Genomic DNA, 19,233 nt, shown 5'->3' with positions numbered 1-19,233 from the left:
CCTTCTGCCTCCTGCCTTGTCTCAACGATAAATATTTATGCCCACCTACTTACAGTTGACAAAGAGTACACTAGAGCGAGATTATCACATATACAGCAAATATACTTTCTCAGTGAAAGAGGATTGTGAAGTATTGGAATTTACTATAAAAATGTTAAAATAAATTCAAAAATACATATTACATAGTCCAGGATTAATTTCCAGCATACTAGTAGTCTGTCAAATATATTTTGACGGACAAACTGTCTTTCTTTTGACCTCCGCTTTGCGGTACTAGCTTTAAAAACTTTATATCAAAATTTACATAATCTTCAACGAAAAGTTACTGACAAGGAACAAGTATAAAGAGACAATAAAATAACATGGGAGATCATATGCTCCAAAGTGACTTTAAAAACAAATACTGATTGTTGTTCAACAAAAAACCAGGAAACTCCGGCTAATTTTTTATGCGGATTTTAATTTACTCCTACAATTACCACCCAGAGCCTATTGGTATAGCCCCGCTAATGACTGAATTAGCTGAGGGATTGGTCAAACGTGGACATCAAGTACGTGTAGTTACAGCTATGCCTAATTACCCGGAACGTCAAATTTATCCAGACTATCGGGGTAAATTGTATTTAAACGAACACAAGGATGGAGTTGATATCCAACGTAGTTATGTTTGGATTCGTCCCCAACCAAACCTCTTAGATCGGGTGATGCTAGATGCTAGTTTTGTAATTACCAGTTTTTTTCCAGCTATCATGGGCTGGCGACCTGATATAATTATTACAACATCACCATCTTTGCCAGTATGCGTACCTGCCGCGCTTCTAGGATGGTTACGCGGTTGTCCTGTAGTCTTAAATTTACAAGATATATTACCTGAAGCAGCTATCCACGTCGGTCTGCTGAAAAACAAATCGCTGATTAAAATATTTACAGCATTAGAAAAATTCGCCTATTCATCCGCCAGTAAAATTAGTGTAATTGCTGATGGGTTTGTAGAAAATTTACTTTCTAAAGGGATAGCAGCCGAAAAAATAGTGCAAATTCCCAACTGGGTTGATGTGAACTTCATCCGTCCACTACCACAAGACGATAACCCTTTCCGCGCCACACATAATCTGAATGGTAAATTTGTGGCTTTATATTCTGGTAACATTGCTTTGACACAAGGCTTAGAGACAGTGATTAAAGCTGCTGCAAAACTACGTGATATTCCAGAAATTGCGTTCGTGGTTGTTGGTGAGGCCAAAGGCTTGCAGCGGTTGCAACAGCAGTGTCTCGACTGGGGCGCAGATAACGTTTTGTTATTACCGTTTCAACCCCGAAAAGATCTGCCGCAAATGTTAGCAGCAGCAGATGTGGGTTTGGTAGTGCAGAAGAAAAACGTGATTTCTTTCAATATGCCATCAAAAATCCAAGTTCTACTTGCCAGTGGCAGAGCTTTAGTGGGATCTGTTCCTGACAATGGTACGGCAGCTAGAGCAATTAAACAAAGCGGTGGTGGAGTGATTGTGCCTCCAGAAGATCCCCAAGCCTTAGCAACGGCAATTTTAGACTTGTACCAAACTCCAGAAAAGGTCAAAACCCTTGGTTACAACAGTCGTCAATACGCTATTGAGCAATATTCCTTTGAGCAAGCTTTAAATCAGTACGAAACATTGTGTTACTCATTAACAGCCACACCCAAAGCAATTCAGCCCATAGTTGTTACTAAACCAGAAGTTTAATAGATTTTAAGAGTATCAATGCATTTATTTCAGGATAATTTAAGTTTGTACAGATGGCACTTAGCAATTTTATGTGTTGCCTAGACCCAGCGTGCTGCTAATTGTTAAGCAAGCCCCATAAACACCTATTTTTTTGTTAGTATTCAAAAAAACCTATTTACACAATTGCAAGTTTGTTGTAAGTACATCAGACTAATTGTTATAAAAGGAAAAAAAGCACCTGAGGTTTAATGACTGATTATTTCCAAGGAAATTTCCCCTTACAATCTGTTCCACTGACAAAGAATACTGTGAACAGATCAATGGCTCAAACTGATGATGGCAGTGGCAAATTAGCTATAACCATCGCCGAAGCTGGGTCAGAACGCAAAGCTGGTGAGATTTTACTACTCAAGGTAGCAGAGGTTTCTTACTTGTCTGACTACTTTGTGATGATGACTGGTTATTCTAGGGTACAAGTCAGAGCGATCGCATCTGCAATTGAAGCTAAAGTCGAAAGCGATTTGCAACGTCGTCCCTTAAGGACAGAAGGAAAAGCTGAGGGAAGTTGGGTGCTACAAGACTATGGCGACGTGATCGTTCACATCATGATGCCAAAAGAACGGGAGTTTTATAATTTAGAAGCGTTCTGGGTTCATGCCGAACGCATTTCGCTACCAAACTCCGATGATGGTGAGGATCAGCCCAGATGATGAAATCCTCGGTTTCTAATTGCCCAGTTCCTACAGAACAACAACCGCTGAATGAGTACGAAGAGTTAAAAAATGCGTGGCTGTTTCGTGATAGCGCTGCCAAGTGGCGCGATTACACCAGCAAAATTTTTTGGATTTGGAGTTGGTCGTGGCTATTGGCAGGGCCTGTAGCTGCGGCCAGTTTTCCTCCACAAAAGAATATGGTTTATTTTGTACTTTGTGGAGCAGCCACAGCGAGTGTTGGGGTGGTGATGGTATTGGTGCGGTTGTACTTGGGTTGGTTCTATGTGCGCGATCGCCTTTACAGTCCCACAGTATTCTATGAAGAATCTGGTTGGTACGACGGACAAACCTGGACAAAACCCCAGGAAGTCATTGTTCGCGATCGCTTGATTGTCTCCTACGAAATTAAACCCATTCTCCAACGCTTACAAATTACCTTTGCAGCCTTGGCTTTAATGTATCTTATTGGTACTATAGTTTGGCATTTGTTATAAATTAGTCATTAGTCATTAGTCATTAGTCATTAGGAACTCTTAACAAAGAACAAGGGAGAATAGACTACTGTCTATTGCCTATTGCCTTTTCCCTCTGACAATTGACAACTGACAACCTACAAAATAGATATAAACCCATGACAATGGGAAAACGAACTCAGTCCGCAGCACTGGAAGTCCGGTTGCTGCGGGAAGGTATTATCGAATCTCGGCATATAGTCCAGGCTGTAGTCAGCGACGAACGGGGACGAGTTCTGTCAGTTGCTGGCAACGCCGAAACCGCTGCATTTGTCCGTTCAGCCCTCAAGCCATTTCAAGCCCTGGCTGTCGCCAGCACAGGCACACTAGAGCGATATGATTTGAGCGATCGCGACTTAGCCATCATCACCAGTTCCCACAAAGGAACCTTAGAGCAGGTGAGACAGGTATTTAACATTATTTGGCGGGCTGATCTTGACCCAACTGCCCTCCAATGCCCAATACCTAAAGATAAACGCAGTCCTCTAGAATACAACTGCTCCGGTAAACACGCCGGAATGTTAGCCGTCTGTCAGCAACGCCATTGGCCTTTAAACAACTACCTGGATCGTAAACACCCAGTCCAGCAGTTAATTATCACCAAAGTAGCGGAATTGCTGCGAATGCCAGCAGAAGAATTTCTCACCGCCCATGATGACTGTGGCGCACCCACATATTTGATGCAACTCAGTCAAATGGCTTCTTTATATGCGGTGCTTGCCTCTAGCAATAGTTTGGATATGGAGCGTGTCGTCCGCGCCATGAATCATCATCCCACTATGGTGGCTGGAGATGGGGAATTTGACACCGAATTGATGCGCCTAGCTCCCAGTGAACTTGTCAGCAAAGCTGGTGCCGAAGGTGTGCAGTGCATCGGCAGACTTGGTGAAGGCATGGGATTGGCAATTAAAGTCATGGATGGAGCCAAACGGGCCAAATATGCCGTAGCCATTCACCTGCTGCAACAAATGGGCTGGATTACTCCTAGCGTTGCCCAGAGCCTATCTGAGAAGTTTATGAACCTCGGAAAATACAAGCGTTTGGAAGTAATTGGAGAATTATCGCTTTTGTAGTTGACAAACTTTTGACTTCGCGCTATATTAAAGAAGTCGAGAGACAAAAGCAACGCGGGATAGAGCAGCCTGGTAGCTCGTCGGGCTCAAGACTTAAGATTAACTAAACGCTTATCAGTTAGTCTTGTATTGGGCGGCATATGAAGTAATTTGTATGTGTTTATCTGTCAAACTCGGGGAAGCCAATAGCGCGGTAATCCCGAACCAAGCTCCAGAAATGGAGAAGGTGTAGAGACTGGGAGGCAGACACCCTAACGTTAATGACGAGGGTGAAGGGACAGTCCAGACCACAAACTAGTTTAACTAGGCAACGAAAGTTGTAGTTGGTAAGCATAACCCGAAGGTCAGTGGTTCAAATCCACTTCCCGCCACCAAATTTAAAAATTAAACCCTGTAATCTTAATTGATTGCGGGGTTTTGTTTTACGCTGATTTTATTTTGCAAATGGACACAAAGCATGAAGAATAGCAGAACAAGCTGCTATTCTTCATGCTTTAAAACGTGGTTGGGGAGTTTTGAAACCTGTTGGTGATAGACTACCTTACGATTTAGTATTTGATGTTGGGGGAAATTTAATTAAAATACAAGTCAAATATGCTTGGTTTGATGAACATTAATCATAAACGCATTAACTCGTGCTGGGTGTTAATTATTGCTGTGCATTATTCCAAATTTCATAGAAGACACTCCACTCAAAAAAGTCTATTCCATCTCCTAATTTACCTGATTTAAATTGCTGGTAAAAACTGCTTGATGACATCTGATATTGTTTTTCAAATTGTTTTAAACGATTTTCTAAATCTAAGATATTTTGTTTGCTTGATTGGTTAACTGTCGGAGATGTTGCTAAGTTTGTAATTTTTAATTCTAATAGTTTTCTTTCTTCTTCAGATAAAGATAAAATAATTTGGGCTATAGATTCAACCAATTTTGTATTCATATCCATTTCCTGAAATTTTACTAAGTTGGCATTATTTCACAATTCTAGCTATTGTTCCAATCTTCACCACCTGGTAATTGAGTAAAATAATTATCTATAATGTCTGGTAATTCTCTATTTGGATAATTATATGTCATTGCTAATAACTCAATTGCATTGAAAAGTAATTGGGGTTTATTTAGCATTTGCGAAAGTTGCTGTCTTTTTAAAGTCCCATTCAAAACCTCTAAACTTGCATCTCCTATTGCTAGTGTAACTTCATCTTCAAGCCAAGTTTGCCATTCATCTTGATTGATGTAATAAGATTTTTTATTATCTTTCAGATTCACATCTTGAATCTCTACGATTGCATAACGAATAGAAGCAGCCTAAGAATTTGTTAATCGCTGTTCTATTTGATTCTTAATTAAATGTATCAACAAAATCTTTAAAAAAGATTTAATTTGCCTCAAAATAGCCTTTTTACTCATTCCCTCTAATTCATCCACAATTGCCAAAGCATCTGTGTAAAGTCCTTCCGTAATGCTGTTTCTGAGGTCGATTAATTCTTGTGTCATCTGTATTAACCTCAAGTTATAAATCAGTGAATATTTATTCAACCAGTGCATAATTGTATTTTATAATTAAATCTGTTTACCTGTGGCACTCGAAAAAGCAGGTTTTGATCTATTCTGAAAGATAAAGCTATCCAAGCGCGGAGAATCAGAATTGTGAAGTTACATAAACCAATATTGGTGGGAGGACTGGGATTGTCCTTCTCTTTGTGGATGTTAGACACTTGGCATGATTCAATAGTCCAGGTGGGAGAATTCGGACTCCTGAGTGCTTTAGCTGTGGGTGGGGGTTTGTGGTTATTGCAGAAAAATCGCCCTGGTGAGCAGCTAGATGATATGGTTGTAGACAGGGCATCTGTAGAAAATGCGATCGCTCAAACAGAAGCAGTCATCAACCAACTTGCACAAGAAGCAGACAAACATCCAGCTTTAGAAAGCCTACGTCAACAACTTGCTAAATTACCCTTAGAGTTAGACAGACGAGAAATTCAAGTTGCTGTTACTGGTGGAAAGTCAGTAGGTAAAAGTACAATTATTCAAATTCTCAAGAAGTTAGATACAGCGTCTCTACATTTTTCAGAAACAGCACCTTTGTTTGCAGAATTGGGTGAAAATTCCAATGTAGCTATTTTGTCAGCAGTGCAGAAATCTGATTTTGTTTTGTTCCTGACAAATGGTGATTTGACAGACTCAGAATTTCAAGTTTTGCAACAACTAAAAGCCATAAAACAGCCGACATTGCTGGTTTTTAACAAACAAGACCAGTATATGCCAGATGAACGCACGACGGTGTTGCAGTCCTTGAAACAGCGAATGGAAGGAAATATAGTAGCAACAGCAGTAAATCCTGTTCCTGTGAAAGTGCGGAAACATGAAGCTGATGGTACTGTGCAAGAATGGATGGAACAACCAGCACCAGATATTCAACAATTAACACAGCAGTTAACCGAAATATTAGCGCAGCAAGGACAGCAGCTAGTTTGTACAACGACTCTGCGGAAAGTGCTGTTATTGAAAGCTGAGGCGAAAGATTGTTTAAATAGGGTGAGGTGCGATCGCTCTACACCCATCATAGAACAAAATCAGTGGATTGCTGCCGCTGCTGCCTTTGCTAACCCAATTCCCGCTTTAGATATATTAGCAACTGCGGCCATTAATGCCCAAATGGTAATAGATTTGGGTAACATTTATCAACAAAAAATTTCCTTAGAACAAGCACAACAAGTAGCTGGAACTATGGGAAGCTTAATGTTGAAGTTAGGTTTAGTAGAACTTTCTACAAGGGCTGTTACTGGTATTCTCAAAACTAACGCTGTCACCTTTGTTGCAGGGGGACTCGTTGAAGGAGTGAGTGCTGCTTATTTAACTAGAGTTGCAGGGTTAAGTTTAGTTGAATATTTTGAACAGCAAGAAATAGCTTTAGAAACAGGAAATGGTTTGAACTTAGAAAAATTACGCCAAGTTCTACAAACAGTATTCCAGCAGAATCAAAAATTGGCTGTTTTGGAAGCTTTTGTTAAGCAAGGCGTAAAACGTTTGTTACCAGAAGCTAAAGCAGTTGAAGTTGTGGGATAGTTTCGCACCTAGACATATTTGTAGAAAATGCTCACAACAAAAGCGGTTTTCTAGATAGAAAACCGCTATAAGTCTTTATTTATGTAACGGTAAATTACATTTTTGAAAAGTAAAATCATTAAAAATATTGTCAGTCAAACTATTTTATATGCCTAAAAACTATGTTTGCATTTTATCTGATTATTGTTTGTCTCGGATCTTTAATATTCGTTTTTGCTTTGTTATTACCTCTAATGATCAAAATATTTCAAATAGAAAAGTATCAGCAAATCATTTTTAATCCTATTATTATTTTAATAATATCATTAATTACTATCTGTACTTCAATATGGTTATACACACAAATCGGTTTAATTATTTCTGGAGATACAGAACAAGTAAAAGATAATATCTCTACTCTCTTATCTCCAAGTTCAAAACCAAATTCTTCTGACAATAAACAAAATAACCAAATCCAAAAATTTTCAGCAGAGGATAGTGATCAAACAAAAATAGAATTACTTCCTAAAGGCTTTTCTATCAGTAAATATGCAGATTGTCTACAAATTTATCAAGATGCAAAATCAAACGCAAATAATACAGAAGCTATCTTCTATTGTAAAAAGACTGAAAAATATTGTTTAAGTATACGCTATTTAAAGAAAATCGACCTGGGAAAAAATCAAAACCAAAAGTTATCAACTGGTCAAACAATTTGTAACACCAAAGGTTGGTATAGTCTATTTAATAAATATTCTAAAGATTTTAATTTCTAGTCAAACATACTGATTTTAATGATGTAAAAATTAATCCACAAAAAAAAGTCGATTTTATCTAGCAATCTAAACGAAATTTAATGCAATTTTGAACAGATTGATTTTGGTGTAGCAGTTATTCTCAAAACATCTCTGATTTTTTCAGATGTTTACACTATTTGCAAACTCATGACACCTCAAGAATTTTTGGAAAATTTGTCTACAGCCGCAACAGATCCAGAAAAACTCGTCGTTATTGCGCGATACTTAGACACAACTGCACTAGATCATGCAACAACTCCAAGATGGAGAAGTATTCCTCACAGTACAGAAATTCAGTTCGCACTCAATAATATTGCTTTTCATTTAGAAGCACTTGCTGAAAAAGGCAATTAATGAAGACAATACTCGATAGGTTTTCTATAAAGATGCCTATCAAGTAATAATATATTGTTGAATAAATTCGTGCAAATACCTCATTTATAAAGATATAAAATAATTATTTCAATAACGGTGAACTGCAAATAGACAATCATTATATCGCTTATCCACCTCAAGATTTGTAAATGCCCAAGCTGCTTTGTGTTGGTTTGGACATACTGCTTCTCCTAAAATATTTATCCGGTGACGAAAATTAGAAATTTTGGTTAAGTATCTGGATTGTAAAGGTACATCACAAGCCAATATACCTTTAATGGTGCGTGTCGTACCTATACCTGTCATAACTGAGCTATAATTAATCATCATTGCCACATAGTATCTATCCTCTAATGTATGGAGGGCTTGAACTAAGTCATTATGAGTAATACCTAGCAAATGATCAGGTAATTTTAAATCTTCGCTAGTATCTAAGGCTATATTTTGAGTTTTAACCCAATCAAGAATTTGCTGATATTTTGCTAGTGCAGCACGTTTGCGGAAACAATATTTAAGCTCGACAAAGAAATTACTGATCCAGTATATTATGTATAGAGATTTTAAGAAAAATCCAGTGAATATTTTCATTATTTTATTTCTTCTTTATTTCTAAAAATAATGTCAACTTTTTTCAACTTTTATCCTAATACTCTGTATCTACATTCTAGTTCAAATCCTAATGTCATAAATTCCCTAATTGCTAAAGGTATTTATGCTTTAGATCAATATGTTAGACAGGATATCTATGATGGTTGTATCAGAAATGAGAGAGATTATGTCTCCACACTTATGAGTTATACTAGATTATTTTTTCGCAATGTCAAAGTTGTGAAAAATTTCTATCATTGTCAATCTCAAATCTTATCTAATAATTTAGAACAAGAATTTGGATGTGATGCTCTTATATTATTTCGCAGTGCTGGTAATACAGCAAAACTTTGTCTGTTTGAAGCTAAGTATCCAAGATTAAATCAGATTAATTATCGGTGGGATGAGTACCAAACAAAGAATAGATATTCTCACTTTCATGATCAGTTAACAAGACAGAATAATTGGTCATCATCCGCTTTTATATGGGAACTATTTATTAATGATAATTTACCTGGTCATTCAATCAAAGGGTTTGATAAATATGGTTCGACTTGTGTATGGCATGAGGATGCTTATAAATATAGTGAAACCAATCTTACACACCCTTGTAATGGTTATTATAATCAGCTTTGGAATAAAAATAAACTAAAAGAATGTGTAGAACAACTACCTTATAATCCTTTAAATTTAGAAGATATTTTAACTGCAATCTTAAGAAGTAGTGTAAAAGAAAAGTTAATTCCAATTAAAGAAGAGATGATTAAGATAAAATCTAGTGAAGGAAAAACTATAGATATTCCTGCAAGTGTAAATATGATCAGAGAAATTCAAAATAATTTCTTTGAAACAACTGGAATTAGTAATTTTCTATTTATTGAATTTGAAGATATTTTATCTGAAATAATTACAGAAACTGGAAAAGATATTAATATAGATGAAATTGAGTTTTAATATGAAAAAAATATCCTCAAAATAATTTATTGGATCGCATTAATTTGTTAATTCATCAAATTTAATTTGATAAATGACAGATTAATTAAAAACTGTGTAAATGATTATCAGAGTATCCAGCACCAACCAATTCAGGAGTAGATGCAGCTTGCTTATCACTCAATTCTAGCAAAGCTTCATTACAACGTTCCGCAATTTCTGGATATTTATTAGCATACCATCCCAGTGGTGTGACAACAGAAGGATCACTAATATCAAAACCCAACTTAATGAGTTCTTCAGTTTCTTTAATTGCAAGATTGAAGATAGCATTAAGGTCTACAAATGGTTCAGACATATTTAAAACCTTTTTATTATTCTTGTGCTAGTCGCTGAACATAAGCGATAATTTCTGCTTTACTTATTATAGCTGATGGAGGAACAAGCCAACTAGGATAAAGATATGCTTTCCGACCTAACTGACGAGTTTTTCTACTATCTGCTGATGTACCCCAACGATCTGGATAAATAAACCAACGGGTACTTAACCTACTAGGAGAAATAGCACCCCATGACATTCCATTGACTAAACAAAACCAAATAATAGCAGCAGGTGGGTTCACCCATTGCTTACTTTCTACCTCTCCACACATCCAACCTTGATAACCAAAAGGTAGGATTTTTGGATTTTCCACTAAACCGGAAACACTCTTGACTGATATCCAAAATAGCTGACGCTGATTATCACTGCTATATACTGGAATATCTTCATCAGTACCAAATTCTGTTATTCTTGGTTCACCAGCATTGATACCGCGATTTATTAACCCTCTACGAACTATTTCAACTGCTTTTTTTCCTTCAGATAAGAACTTTTCCCAATCAGATGAAGACATAATAATATTTAATTAATTTAGCGAAAATGACATCATTGCATTTTATCAATGAATGACACTATTTCCATCTTCTCCTTCTTCTCTGGTTCAGGATTCCTCGATTTAGGCTTTGAAACCACAGGCTATAAAATCGCTTACGTCAACGAAATCTTCCCCCCATTCATGTCCGCATATCGCTATTCACGAGAAATTATCAAACTCCCACAACCTGAATATAGATATCATCAAGGAGAAGATGCAGACGTAAGCAAATTAATAGCAGGAACACCAGCACAACGTCTAAATGAACCAGTCAAAGATGCTCGTAAATCAAATAATATAATTGGTTTTATTGGTGGTCTACGTTGTCCTGATTTTTCTATTGGTGGCATCACGCCAATTATAGCATTCCTCTCTGTGTCCTCTGCGCCTCTGCGGTTCGTTATTTCATAAACAAAAAAAAAGGACGAACCCGAAAGTCCGCCCTTAAAATTGCCGAAAAAAAAACTTAAATCTTCGCTTCTTCTCTCACTAACTTATCCCAACCTAAATCCTTCAAATTATTATTCCTTCTTAAAGGACGAGTTACTAATTCCAAAATGTCACGGGTATTACCAAAACCGTGAATTTGTGCAAAGGTAAACTCCACAGACCACTTAGTATTAATACCTCGTGCTTCTAGTGGGTTAGCATGAGCCATACCAGTAATTACTAAATCAGGTTTCAACTCATAAATACGTTGCAGTTGATTGTAATTATCAGGCTTTTCTACAATCGTTGGTAAAGGTGAATTCATTTCCTGACAAGTCTTTTCTAACAAAGCTAATTCAGCAGCCTGATAGCGTTTATCCATGTAAGGAATACCGATTTCCTGAACAGTCATTCCACAGCGAATCAAAAACCGCGCCATAGAAATTTCTAACAGGTTATCACCCATCAAAAACACCGATTTACCGCGAATTAATTTCACATAATCTTCTACGCCAGCCCATATCTGCGTTTCCCGTTCGTCTAAACCCTGGGGTGTGATTCCAAATACCGAGCAGATTTTTTCAATCCAAGCACGGGTTCCATCAGGGCCAATGGGGAATGGTGCGCCAATTAGTTTACATTTACGGCGACGCATTAAAGTTGTAGCGGTGCGGCTGAGGAAGGGGTTAACACCAGCGACATAATACCCTTCTTCGATCACAGGTAATTCTGTAAATCGTTTTGCGGGTAGCCAACCAGAAACTTTGATACCTTGTTTTTTCAGTTCCAAGGTTAACTGAGTCACTACGGGGTCAGGTAAAGAACCAAATAGCACCAAAGGTGGATGATCTACATACTCAGATTCATCTTGGGCGATGTCTTCTTTTTTCTTACCGAAATTCATCAGCTTCTGAATGGCGTTACGCTCACCTTTTTCAGTTTCTGATACTGGAGACTTTTCAGGACAACGGTGAGCCATAGCGGCTAACACAGTGTCCTCTCCTTGGGTAAATGCGTAGTCGAGTCCGTTAGCACGAGCGACAACGATAGGAATACCCAAATCAGCTTCTAACTTAGGTGCTAAACCTTCCAAGTCGGTTTTAATAATTTCTGTGGTGCAAGTACCAATCCAGACAATTACACTAGGATTGCGATCGCGCTTAATTTGCTCACACAATCGTTTTAATTCTTCATAATCATTCAACTGTGCCGAAATATCCCCTTCTTCCAACTCTGCCATTGCATAGCGGGGTTCAGCAAAAATCATCACTCCCATTGCATTTTGCAAGAAGTAACCACAGGTTTTTGTCCCAATCACCAAAAAGAAGCTATCTTCAATTTTTTGATATAACCACGCAACGCAGCTAATCGGGCAAAAAGTGTGATAATTTCCAGTTTCACATTCAAAATTTAAAGCTTCTGGCTGTTGAGCAACAGTCATATTAATATTCTCCCCTTAATTTTTTAAGCTTGTCAAGCAGATGATTAGGGACTGGAAGCTTGTGAGTACTGAGTGCTGAGTACCAAGTGGTTGACTCTCGTTCCTACTCACTACTCGTTACTCATAACTCTGTACTAACTTGCCCCCACCACCTGCTTTCAACAATTAATTATTGGGGAAGAGACGAGCCATTTCTGATTCATCAAAAACCTCTGATGGCAGTTCTTCACCCAAAAGGTCATTATTTTCTTCACCCTCTTGGAGGGATGTTTCATCACCCCAGACATCAGACAACACATCACGAAATGCGCTCTCGTCAGGTTGATTTAGATCATCAAACCCATTGTCATCAGAAAGACTTAAATCACCTGATGCAGACGCTTTGTTGTCTTCCGATAAAGTCATAGACTCAAAGGAAATCCCACTAAACTCATCCACTGTTTCTAAACTGGATGCCGGTTCGGACTCCTCTAGGATGTTTTCATCGGCTAAAGAAATCTCATCGAAAGCATTTTCATCTACCAGTGAATTGCTTTCGTCCCAATTTACTTGAGTGACATCGATCATTGTAAATTCTTGATCAATATCCTCTTCCTCAACATCACTTAAATCAGTACTTGCTGATGCTTCCTCTTCAAGAACATATTCAGGAATGTCTTCCAACACTTCAGGGATGTCTTCAGAAACGTCCAAGTATCTTTTTGGTTCCGTCGTGGGACTCAAACGGTTTCCCAGGACAATATCTGGGTCAAAATGCAAATCCAATACTTCAATCAGAGTATCAGCATCTGGATTTAATTTAGCAAAGGGAAACATTAGCTGGGCTAGTTTGGGTTCTAGCGCATTTACCACTCCCAGGATGAGGTACGAAGATGGTCGCTTCCCTCCATCGGGGGTATAAACTGATTCTATTGCCATTTGCAGGGTAATCCAATCGCGGTTCACCTGAAAGAATTGCAACCACTTTTGCTTGATTGAGTCCGTAAAGCTATTAAAGAATGCCATAGTCTCCCCCCATCCTGACGAGGTAATAATGTTTTATACAATCATCAAGTCTAATTCCTCTTCTGCATTAGTGGCTTGTGGTTTACTCGGATTTAGATAAAAATCTGACAACAAAGAGAAAAGTTCTCTATCTGGAGCATCGTTAGGAACAACACCTTCAGGACGTGCCAAGATTTGGTCAGCGATGCTAAGGTAATAGTCGCAAACATAGTCCAGTGAAGGATCTGACTCTGCCATTTCAAACAGAGTTTTACCTTTGACGCGGGAAACACGGATATCTTCAATTAGAGGTAATACCTCTAAAACTGGCATTGGTACTGCTTCGATGTATTTTTCAATCAAGTCACGCTTGACAGTGCGATTACCGATTAACCCAGCTAAACGCAGTGGGTGAGTTCGTGCTTTTTCACGGACTGAAGCTGCAATCCGGTTAGCAGCAAATAAGGCATCAAAGCCATTATCAGTAACAATCAGGCAATAATCGGCATAGTTGAGTGGTGCTGCAAAGCCACCACACACAACGTCACCAAGTACGTCAAATAAAATTACATCATACTCATCAAAAGCATTGAGTTCTTTAAGTAGTTTGACAGTTTCACCTACTACATATCCACCACAACCTGCACCAGCAGGAGGACCACCAGCTTCTACGCAATCTACACCACCATAGCCTTTATAAATTACATCTTCAGGCCAAACATCTTCGTAGTGGTAGTCCTTTTCTTGCAGGGTGTCGATAATTGTAGGAATCAGAAAACCGGTAAGTGTGAAAGTGCTGTCATGTTTAGGGTCACAGCCAATCTGTAGTACTTTTTTACCGCGTTTGGCTAGGGCAACTGAGATGTTACAGCTAGTTGTTGATTTGCCAATTCCACCTTTTCCGTAAACTGCTAATTTCACTTTTGATTGCCTCTTTAATAGTTTCTTTTCAAACTTGCAGCCTTCACCTAGCCTGTATTAGCGACGTGTGAGGTGTGTAAATGTCATTATTGTGCAAATTTCCTAGAAAAGAAAGAGGCTGTAAATTTGAAATTTGGCTTTAGACAGCGTAATTTAAATATAAAAAGACTTTAAGTGGTTATTTGGGCTTATAAATCTCAAAAAATGCTCAAAAATTATATTAAATTGATTTATAAAAAAAATAATTAATAAAATAGTTACAAAAAACAAAAAAATTAATTCGCTGTTTATAACTGTTCTTAAAGGAATTCCATTGATGTATTTGCAACTATTGTCAAGCAAATAAGCGTGTTTTTTGTAAAAAAAAAGAATTATTATCAGTTAATACTGGAAAGATAGCAATGCTTACGGCTGCGTACAATTAAGAATTTGAGAGAGTCTATAAATAGATGCTTTCAGGCAATTTACTCAATATCGAATGATTTAAGTGAATGAAAAATGCCTTCTGCTGGCTACGGCTAAGAATTGTTAGTTGTAAATAATTATTAAATTAAAAAATTTATATCTAAAAACTAATTAAATCATGACAACCATAAATTTGATATATAAATATTAATTTTATCTTAATTTTCTCCAATAGCATTGATTTCCTGCAATGATTGCCAACCGGCGTGCCACTGGGAATTATCTTGTAACAATTTCGCATTCAGCCAAAAACGGACTTGAGGGTCACAAGCAGCCACCATTTCTGCATACACCCACTTACCCTGATTTTTCCGGTTAACAACTTGAAAATGTCGCCACCCATCAATTTTTTGCTGTGCTGTCCACTTAGAACCGAGTAAATAGGGAAATTTTTGTTTTTTAGGCATTTATATAGTAGATGTGGTAGCGAGATTGAGTCCAGTGTTGACTTTTAAGGCGTAGAGATGATTTTAGCCTGTTGAATGATGGAATTTAGGATATCAGATAGTCATTCAAAAGCGATCGCCATTACGGTTGAAGGTTTGACAATCTAACACTCCATTTTCTTGGATACAGAGAGAAAACCATCTAATCTGACTCCAGCAACCATTGATATTATTGGTAATTTTGCGCTTTTTTTTGGATAGACGTTGACGGACGATTTCATTTGGACAAAGTATTTCTAAAATGCCAGTACCATCTTCATAATTGACAACCCGAAAAAGACAGTCTTGTAATATAGAGCGCGTACTGCTGTCAAAAAAGCGTTTAAACCGCTGTAGCTTCTCACCTTCGGTCATTTTGCTCACAGGATTTATGGGAAATAAATCCTCATTCTCAATATCGAAGTCATCATCTTCAAAGTCGTAGGAGTTAATCATTGATATTATTCCATTCGCCCAGCATTTTGAGAGATGTTTTGAAATAATGGTAATTGATATTATTTATTTAATCAATACTTTGTCCATTTTTTGTAGGCTGGGTTAAGCGACAGTGCCACCCAACAAATGCATTGGTCTATAGCTTATGCCACGCTCTGTGAACGTTCACGTTCCACAAATCAACCTACAAATCAAGGCTTTTTCCAATTTGAACAAGGTATTGAAATTACAACTGCAAAAGTTCCTACTTAACTAAATTCCATAGTCTCTACAAATTCTAAAATATGCTGCTTGATTTCTTCAGCTTCCTTCTTCACAGAACTAGGAGTATTACCTTCAAAAAAGCTGCGCTGACTACTAACTATATACAAAAAATCCCCATTAATAAATGCCAGTAATCCTCGATAGGCATCTAATCTAATTGCATTTCCGTTATTTTCTTGTTTGGAAATGGTTGAGCCTTTGGGCATATCAATGAGTACATAGTAATATCCATTTAAAATATCTTCTAGATATTCTACATATTTAATTTCTGCACCTTGGACATTGGCAAATATTGCCTGAGGCACATATTTTTCGATGATAATTGAGTGGAAATATTTTTCTTGCCCTTGAAATTCCATTTCCTCTAAATATTCAGGAGGGAGAGGATAATAATCAATTCTCAGCAAAGTACCAATATCATCTGAAAAACCGACTATTCCTTCTTGACTTTGAATTCTTCCCCCCTGTTCTGGGTTAACTGGAATGGGAACTATAAAATTATCTAAAGGTGAATTATATATCTGCTGACCTTGGTCATTAAATATTACGGCTTCGGATTCTTCGGCTGCATATTCATCTTCTTCGGCTTCTTCAATTGCAGCTATTACTTCCTTAATAATTTCCTCTGCTTCTTCGTCTTCTAGTTCTAAAGCTTGCTGTAGCTGTTTGATATAAGGCTGTTTTTGTGTGGGGATAGTCAAGTCTTCGTCATCTAAAAGCATGATTACCCCAGCCGCAAAGCCATCTAGTACGATGTCATCTGAAAGGCTGGCGTATGCAGTGTTAAACAGTGGGCCTAATCCTTCATCTTGTGCGATCGCTACTAGTCTATCAACTATCTCTGTCATTTCCTCTTCTGGGTATTCATCAAAAACCTCGAATTCCCAAAGAATATCAATCAAACTCTCTGTATCCAAGTCTTCCAGGGAAGAATCAACTATTGCCGTAATGACAGCGATAGCCGCTACCGCTTCTTCAGGACTCAGTGATTCTTCTGAGGTTTCTTGTGAGTTGAATATCTTATCATACTTTGTCATTATCTCTATCTCCTTCAATGGTTTTTTAGTAATAACCAATCACACACCAGCAATAATTGTTAGTTTATCAATGTAAGGAACCTTCTCTAGATATTATTTTAGTAATTTATGTTACCAATTAAGCTGACAAGTTAAATCGGGACAATTGCACAGCAGTACCAGATTAGGCGAAAATATGAGAGATGTTGCAAAGGAGACTCACAAATCAGTAGAAACTTTTCCTAATGAGTGTCCTTTCAGTATTGAGCAGGTTCTTGATCCTGCATTTTTAGTTTAGTTTATACATAAATCTAGAAAAAATTACTTATTTGGTTGAGCGATACGCATTTCAATATCTTCTAATGTGCGTAGCAATAAACGTTTTGCTTGTAATTGCCAACCCCATTTTTGAATTCTATAAGCCGCAACAGTACCAGCTACAGCCGCTAACAAGGCTATGGGTTGATTGAGAGAAATTCCAAATAACAACCCCAAACCCGCAATTCCCCAAAAAGGTAAAGCTACCGTTTGTCTTTGGTCTTCTACTATTCCAGCAATTGTGCTAGATTCCATTGTAGCTAATAATGCTTCTTTGATCTGTCGCTGTTCCGCAAAAGATACGGATAAACCTATCTTACGGCGTAATTTTTCCATCTTCCGGGCATCAGTGCTGTACTCGGTTAGCTCATCTTCTGCCATTTTTTGTAGTCGTTCTAATTGTGACATAATTATAAAAATATTCTTATCAGTCAAGGATAACACGGTATTATGAGCGATCGCTTTTATAAAAAATCCAAAAATTTAATCACTTCATACAACGAATGATGTGTAGACACAGCCTGACCATTTGTGACTCGCCAAAAAACTCCTTCAGACGCAGATATCACATCTACCGTAACTTGTGTAGACTGATCATCTTGTATAACAACAAATCCAACTCTTTTTAAAGCCCGAATTGTCCAAATAGCAGCAACACCTTCACCTCTTAAATTAACTTCCCCTTTATATGGTGTATGCAGATGAAATTCCCCAGAAAACATATCAAATTCCACACCTTCACTGCGGAAAGTATCAGCAAATATACCATTTAATATCAAATCTTCCGGTGCGCCAACGTGGAGAATACCGTTATTTCCTAACAGCCAAATTTTATCAGCAAGGCGCAAAGCTAAATCTAAATCATGGGTAGAAAGCAGAATTGCTTGATTTGTATCCCGCGCTAACTGACGCAACAATTTCATAATTTCCACCCGGCGTGGTAAATCTAAAAATGCTGTTGGTTCATCTAATAACATCACCATAGGCGACTGCGCTAAAGCACGAGCAATCATAATCTTTTGTCGTTCACCATCACTTAATTCACTAACATTTCGTTGGGCTAAATTTACCGCCCCCACAGATTTTATCGCCCAATTAATAATATTTTCATCTTCAGATGATAACCTTCCCCACCAGTCAGTATAAGGATATCTTCCCATAGTCACCAAAGCATAAGCTGATAACATTCCCACATCAATTTTTTCAGTCAATACCAAACTTAAACGTTTCGCTAACTCCTGTGGTGGTAACTTATAAATATCATCTTCTAAAAGCTTAACTTCCCCGGCAATTGGTGGTTGCATTCCCGCCAAAGTTCTTAATAAAGTAGACTTACCAGCACCATTAGCACCTAGTAAACAAACCAACTCCCCCGCTTGCAAAGATGTAGAAATATTCGCTGCAACATTCCGAATAGTTTTCTGGGAAGTCTTATAACCAATAGTCAAATTGTAAGTTGTCAGAATTGAGTTACTCATAATGCATAGCGAATTAAACGTATAAACACTCTGCGTACCTCCGCGCTTACCTCCGTGTACCTCTGCGTTTAAAAAGCTTTCTTAGAATTACGCCGCAGAATTACCCAAGTCACAACAGGAGTTCCTATCAAAGCAGTAATAGCATTTAGAGGTAAAACCATCTGACTGATTAAAAGTTGGGAAAACAAATCAGCAAATAAAGCTAAAATTGCACCCATAATGATAACACTAGGAATTAATATGCGATGATCTGAAGTATTAAAAAGACTACGGCAAAGATGGGGAATTGCTACACCTAAAAATGCTATCGGTCCACAAAAAGCTCTTAACGGGTGACAAGGTGGTTAAACAGCTTGTTTCATAAGGGATAGAGCCTG

Annotated in this window: 22 protein-coding genes and 3 pseudogenes; 11 read left to right on the top strand and 14 right to left on the bottom strand. The window is 37.7% G+C overall.

Annotation, left to right across the window (positions count from 1 at the left end):
- Positions 1-449: 449 nt before the first annotated feature.
- The 5 genes from VB713_RS26485 (at position 450) to VB713_RS26465 (ending at position 4,618) form a co-directional block, all read left to right on the top strand.
- On the top strand, positions 450-1,721 hold the full coding sequence (locus tag VB713_RS26485) for a glycosyltransferase family 4 protein (RefSeq protein ID WP_323314472.1): 1,272 nt from the start codon (positions 450-452) through the stop codon (positions 1,719-1,721).
- A 230-nt stretch (positions 1,722-1,951) separates the two neighbouring features.
- Positions 1,952-2,413, top strand: coding sequence for a ribosome silencing factor (gene rsfS, locus VB713_RS26480; RefSeq protein ID WP_323314471.1), 462 nt, complete (start codon positions 1,952-1,954; stop codon positions 2,411-2,413).
- Positions 2,410-2,910, top strand: a complete 501-nt coding sequence (locus VB713_RS26475; RefSeq protein ID WP_323314470.1) for a CGLD27 family protein — start codon at positions 2,410-2,412, stop codon at positions 2,908-2,910. Before rsfS ends, VB713_RS26475 begins: the two co-directional genes overlap by 4 nt.
- A gap of 137 nt (positions 2,911-3,047) precedes the next feature.
- Positions 3,048-4,001: an asparaginase gene (locus VB713_RS26470; protein WP_323314469.1), complete on the top strand. Its 954-nt coding sequence runs from the start codon at positions 3,048-3,050 to the stop codon at positions 3,999-4,001.
- 464 nt (positions 4,002-4,465) lie between these two features.
- Complete coding sequence (locus VB713_RS26465) at positions 4,466-4,618, top strand: group I intron-associated PD-(D/E)XK endonuclease (RefSeq protein WP_323314474.1); 153 nt, start codon at positions 4,466-4,468, stop codon at positions 4,616-4,618.
- Positions 4,619-4,650: 32 nt separating this feature from the next.
- Here VB713_RS26465 and VB713_RS26460 read toward each other — a convergent pair whose 3' ends face one another.
- Positions 4,651-4,941 carry a hypothetical protein gene (locus tag VB713_RS26460; protein WP_323314468.1) on the bottom strand — a complete coding sequence of 97 codons (291 nt, stop codon included), beginning with the start codon at positions 4,939-4,941 and terminating at the stop codon, positions 4,651-4,653.
- 44 nt (positions 4,942-4,985) lie between these two features.
- Positions 4,986-5,498 (bottom strand): annotated as a pseudogene (locus VB713_RS26455) (hypothetical protein).
- A gap of 153 nt (positions 5,499-5,651) precedes the next feature.
- Here VB713_RS26455 and VB713_RS26450 point away from each other — a divergent pair.
- The 3 genes from VB713_RS26450 (at position 5,652) to VB713_RS26440 (ending at position 8,200) form a co-directional block, all read left to right on the top strand.
- Complete coding sequence (locus tag VB713_RS26450; protein ID WP_416242485.1) at positions 5,652-7,070, top strand: YcjF family protein; 1,419 nt, start codon at positions 5,652-5,654, stop codon at positions 7,068-7,070.
- 233 nt (positions 7,071-7,303) lie between these two features.
- On the top strand, positions 7,304-7,825 hold the full coding sequence (locus tag VB713_RS26445) for a hypothetical protein (protein ID WP_323314467.1): 522 nt from the start codon (positions 7,304-7,306) through the stop codon (positions 7,823-7,825).
- Positions 7,826-7,993: 168 nt separating this feature from the next.
- On the top strand, positions 7,994-8,200 hold the full coding sequence (locus tag VB713_RS26440; RefSeq protein WP_323314466.1) for a hypothetical protein: 207 nt from the start codon (positions 7,994-7,996) through the stop codon (positions 8,198-8,200).
- Between the two features lie 108 nt (positions 8,201-8,308).
- Here the strand turns inward: VB713_RS26440 and VB713_RS26435 are convergent, their stop codons facing one another.
- Positions 8,309-8,809: a hypothetical protein gene (locus tag VB713_RS26435; protein WP_323314465.1), complete on the bottom strand. Its 501-nt coding sequence runs from the start codon at positions 8,807-8,809 to the stop codon at positions 8,309-8,311.
- 30 nt (positions 8,810-8,839) lie between these two features.
- Here VB713_RS26435 and VB713_RS26430 point away from each other — a divergent pair, with 30 nt between their 5' ends.
- On the top strand, positions 8,840-9,763 hold the full coding sequence (locus VB713_RS26430; protein WP_323314464.1) for a hypothetical protein: 924 nt from the start codon (positions 8,840-8,842) through the stop codon (positions 9,761-9,763).
- 85 nt (positions 9,764-9,848) lie between these two features.
- Here the strand turns inward: VB713_RS26430 and VB713_RS26425 are convergent, their stop codons facing one another.
- Both VB713_RS26425 and VB713_RS26420 read right to left on the bottom strand, forming a co-directional pair.
- The gene (locus VB713_RS26425) at positions 9,849-10,100 is read right to left on the bottom strand and encodes a hypothetical protein (protein ID WP_323314463.1); all 252 of its coding nucleotides are present in this window, start codon (positions 10,098-10,100) and stop codon (positions 9,849-9,851) included.
- Positions 10,101-10,116: 16 nt separating this feature from the next.
- Positions 10,117-10,638, bottom strand: coding sequence for a hypothetical protein (locus tag VB713_RS26420; RefSeq protein ID WP_323314462.1), 522 nt, complete (start codon positions 10,636-10,638; stop codon positions 10,117-10,119).
- A 48-nt stretch (positions 10,639-10,686) separates the two neighbouring features.
- Between VB713_RS26420 and VB713_RS26415 the strand changes: the two are divergent.
- Positions 10,687-11,007 (top strand): annotated as a pseudogene (locus tag VB713_RS26415) (modification methylase NmeDIP); the annotation flags it as partial.
- A 118-nt stretch (positions 11,008-11,125) separates the two neighbouring features.
- On the opposite strand, the gene VB713_RS26410 reads toward VB713_RS26415, so the two are convergent.
- The 6 genes from VB713_RS26410 to VB713_RS26385 all read right to left on the bottom strand — a co-directional run bounded on the left by VB713_RS26410 (position 11,126) and on the right by VB713_RS26385 (position 17,081).
- Positions 11,126-12,529, bottom strand: a complete 1,404-nt coding sequence (locus VB713_RS26410) for a ferredoxin:protochlorophyllide reductase (ATP-dependent) subunit N (protein ID WP_323314461.1) — start codon at positions 12,527-12,529, stop codon at positions 11,126-11,128.
- Positions 12,530-12,694: 165 nt separating this feature from the next.
- A complete protein-coding gene (locus VB713_RS26405; RefSeq protein WP_323314460.1) occupies positions 12,695-13,534 on the bottom strand; it encodes a DUF5331 domain-containing protein in 840 nt (279 codons plus the stop codon).
- A 33-nt stretch (positions 13,535-13,567) separates the two neighbouring features.
- On the bottom strand, positions 13,568-14,434 hold the full coding sequence (bchL, locus tag VB713_RS26400) for a ferredoxin:protochlorophyllide reductase (ATP-dependent) iron-sulfur ATP-binding protein (protein ID WP_015216056.1): 867 nt from the start codon (positions 14,432-14,434) through the stop codon (positions 13,568-13,570).
- Positions 14,435-15,057: 623 nt separating this feature from the next.
- Positions 15,058-15,306, bottom strand: coding sequence for a TIGR02450 family Trp-rich protein (locus tag VB713_RS26395; protein ID WP_323314459.1), 249 nt, complete (start codon positions 15,304-15,306; stop codon positions 15,058-15,060).
- A 105-nt stretch (positions 15,307-15,411) separates the two neighbouring features.
- On the bottom strand, positions 15,412-15,780 hold the full coding sequence (locus VB713_RS26390) for a hypothetical protein (protein ID WP_323314458.1): 369 nt from the start codon (positions 15,778-15,780) through the stop codon (positions 15,412-15,414).
- A 248-nt stretch (positions 15,781-16,028) separates the two neighbouring features.
- Positions 16,029-17,081, bottom strand: a complete 1,053-nt coding sequence (locus VB713_RS26385; protein WP_323314457.1) for a hypothetical protein — start codon at positions 17,079-17,081, stop codon at positions 16,029-16,031.
- 175 nt (positions 17,082-17,256) lie between these two features.
- On the opposite strand from VB713_RS26385, the gene VB713_RS26380 reads away from it, so the two are divergent.
- The gene (locus tag VB713_RS26380; RefSeq protein ID WP_323314456.1) at positions 17,257-17,358 is read left to right on the top strand and encodes a DUF29 family protein; all 102 of its coding nucleotides are present in this window, start codon (positions 17,257-17,259) and stop codon (positions 17,356-17,358) included.
- Between the two features lie 23 nt (positions 17,359-17,381).
- Here VB713_RS26380 and VB713_RS26375 read toward each other — a convergent pair whose 3' ends face one another.
- The 3 genes and pseudogenes from VB713_RS26375 to VB713_RS26365 form a co-directional block, all read right to left on the bottom strand.
- Positions 17,382-17,786 (bottom strand): hypothetical protein, encoded by a 405-nt coding sequence (locus VB713_RS26375; RefSeq protein ID WP_323314455.1) that lies wholly within the window; start codon positions 17,784-17,786, stop codon positions 17,382-17,384.
- A 56-nt stretch (positions 17,787-17,842) separates the two neighbouring features.
- Entirely contained in the window at positions 17,843-18,856 is a 1,014-nt protein-coding gene (locus tag VB713_RS26370; protein WP_323314454.1) for an ABC transporter ATP-binding protein, read from the bottom strand.
- Positions 18,857-18,924: 68 nt separating this feature from the next.
- A pseudogene (locus VB713_RS26365) lies at positions 18,925-19,185 on the bottom strand (iron chelate uptake ABC transporter family permease subunit); the annotation flags it as partial.
- Positions 19,186-19,233: the final 48 nt, after the last annotated feature.

Source organism: Anabaena cylindrica UHCC 0172, assembly GCF_034931625.1.
Lineage (GTDB): Bacteria > Cyanobacteriota > Cyanobacteriia > Cyanobacteriales > Nostocaceae > Anabaena > Anabaena cylindrica_A.
Note: the sequence above shows the minus strand (reverse complement) of the source record. Positions and strands in the feature narration are given on the sequence as shown.

Bases quoted from the DNA above. Each gene is read 5' to 3' on its own strand.
- VB713_RS26420 (WP_323314462.1), bottom strand. From the start codon at position 10,638: ATGTCTTCATCTGATTGGGAAAAGTTCTTATCTGAAGGAAAAAAAGCA.
- VB713_RS26430 (WP_323314464.1), top strand. From the start codon at position 8,840: ATGTCAACTTTTTTCAACTTTTATCCTAATACTCTGTATCTACATTCT.
- VB713_RS26370 (WP_323314454.1), bottom strand. From the start codon at position 18,856: ATGAGTAACTCAATTCTGACAACTTACAATTTGACTATTGGTTATAAG.
- VB713_RS26475 (WP_323314470.1), top strand. From the start codon at position 2,410: ATGATGAAATCCTCGGTTTCTAATTGCCCAGTTCCTACAGAACAACAA.
- VB713_RS26390 (WP_323314458.1), bottom strand. From the start codon at position 15,780: ATGATTAACTCCTACGACTTTGAAGATGATGACTTCGATATTGAGAAT.
- VB713_RS26485 (WP_323314472.1), top strand. From the start codon at position 450: ATGCGGATTTTAATTTACTCCTACAATTACCACCCAGAGCCTATTGGT.
- rsfS (WP_323314471.1), top strand. From the start codon at position 1,952: ATGACTGATTATTTCCAAGGAAATTTCCCCTTACAATCTGTTCCACTG.
- VB713_RS26375 (WP_323314455.1), bottom strand. From the start codon at position 17,786: ATGTCACAATTAGAACGACTACAAAAAATGGCAGAAGATGAGCTAACC.
- VB713_RS26460 (WP_323314468.1), bottom strand. From the start codon at position 4,941: ATGAATACAAAATTGGTTGAATCTATAGCCCAAATTATTTTATCTTTA.
- VB713_RS26470 (WP_323314469.1), top strand. From the start codon at position 3,048: ATGACAATGGGAAAACGAACTCAGTCCGCAGCACTGGAAGTCCGGTTG.
- VB713_RS26445 (WP_323314467.1), top strand. From the start codon at position 7,304: ATGATCAAAATATTTCAAATAGAAAAGTATCAGCAAATCATTTTTAAT.
- VB713_RS26440 (WP_323314466.1), top strand. From the start codon at position 7,994: ATGACACCTCAAGAATTTTTGGAAAATTTGTCTACAGCCGCAACAGAT.
- VB713_RS26395 (WP_323314459.1), bottom strand. From the start codon at position 15,306: ATGCCTAAAAAACAAAAATTTCCCTATTTACTCGGTTCTAAGTGGACA.
- VB713_RS26380 (WP_323314456.1), top strand. From the start codon at position 17,257: ATGAGAGATGTTGCAAAGGAGACTCACAAATCAGTAGAAACTTTTCCT.
- VB713_RS26410 (WP_323314461.1), bottom strand. From the start codon at position 12,529: ATGACTGTTGCTCAACAGCCAGAAGCTTTAAATTTTGAATGTGAAACT.
- VB713_RS26405 (WP_323314460.1), bottom strand. From the start codon at position 13,534: ATGGCATTCTTTAATAGCTTTACGGACTCAATCAAGCAAAAGTGGTTG.
- VB713_RS26425 (WP_323314463.1), bottom strand. From the start codon at position 10,100: ATGTCTGAACCATTTGTAGACCTTAATGCTATCTTCAATCTTGCAATT.
- VB713_RS26385 (WP_323314457.1), bottom strand. From the start codon at position 17,081: ATGACAAAGTATGATAAGATATTCAACTCACAAGAAACCTCAGAAGAA.
- VB713_RS26435 (WP_323314465.1), bottom strand. From the start codon at position 8,809: ATGAAAATATTCACTGGATTTTTCTTAAAATCTCTATACATAATATAC.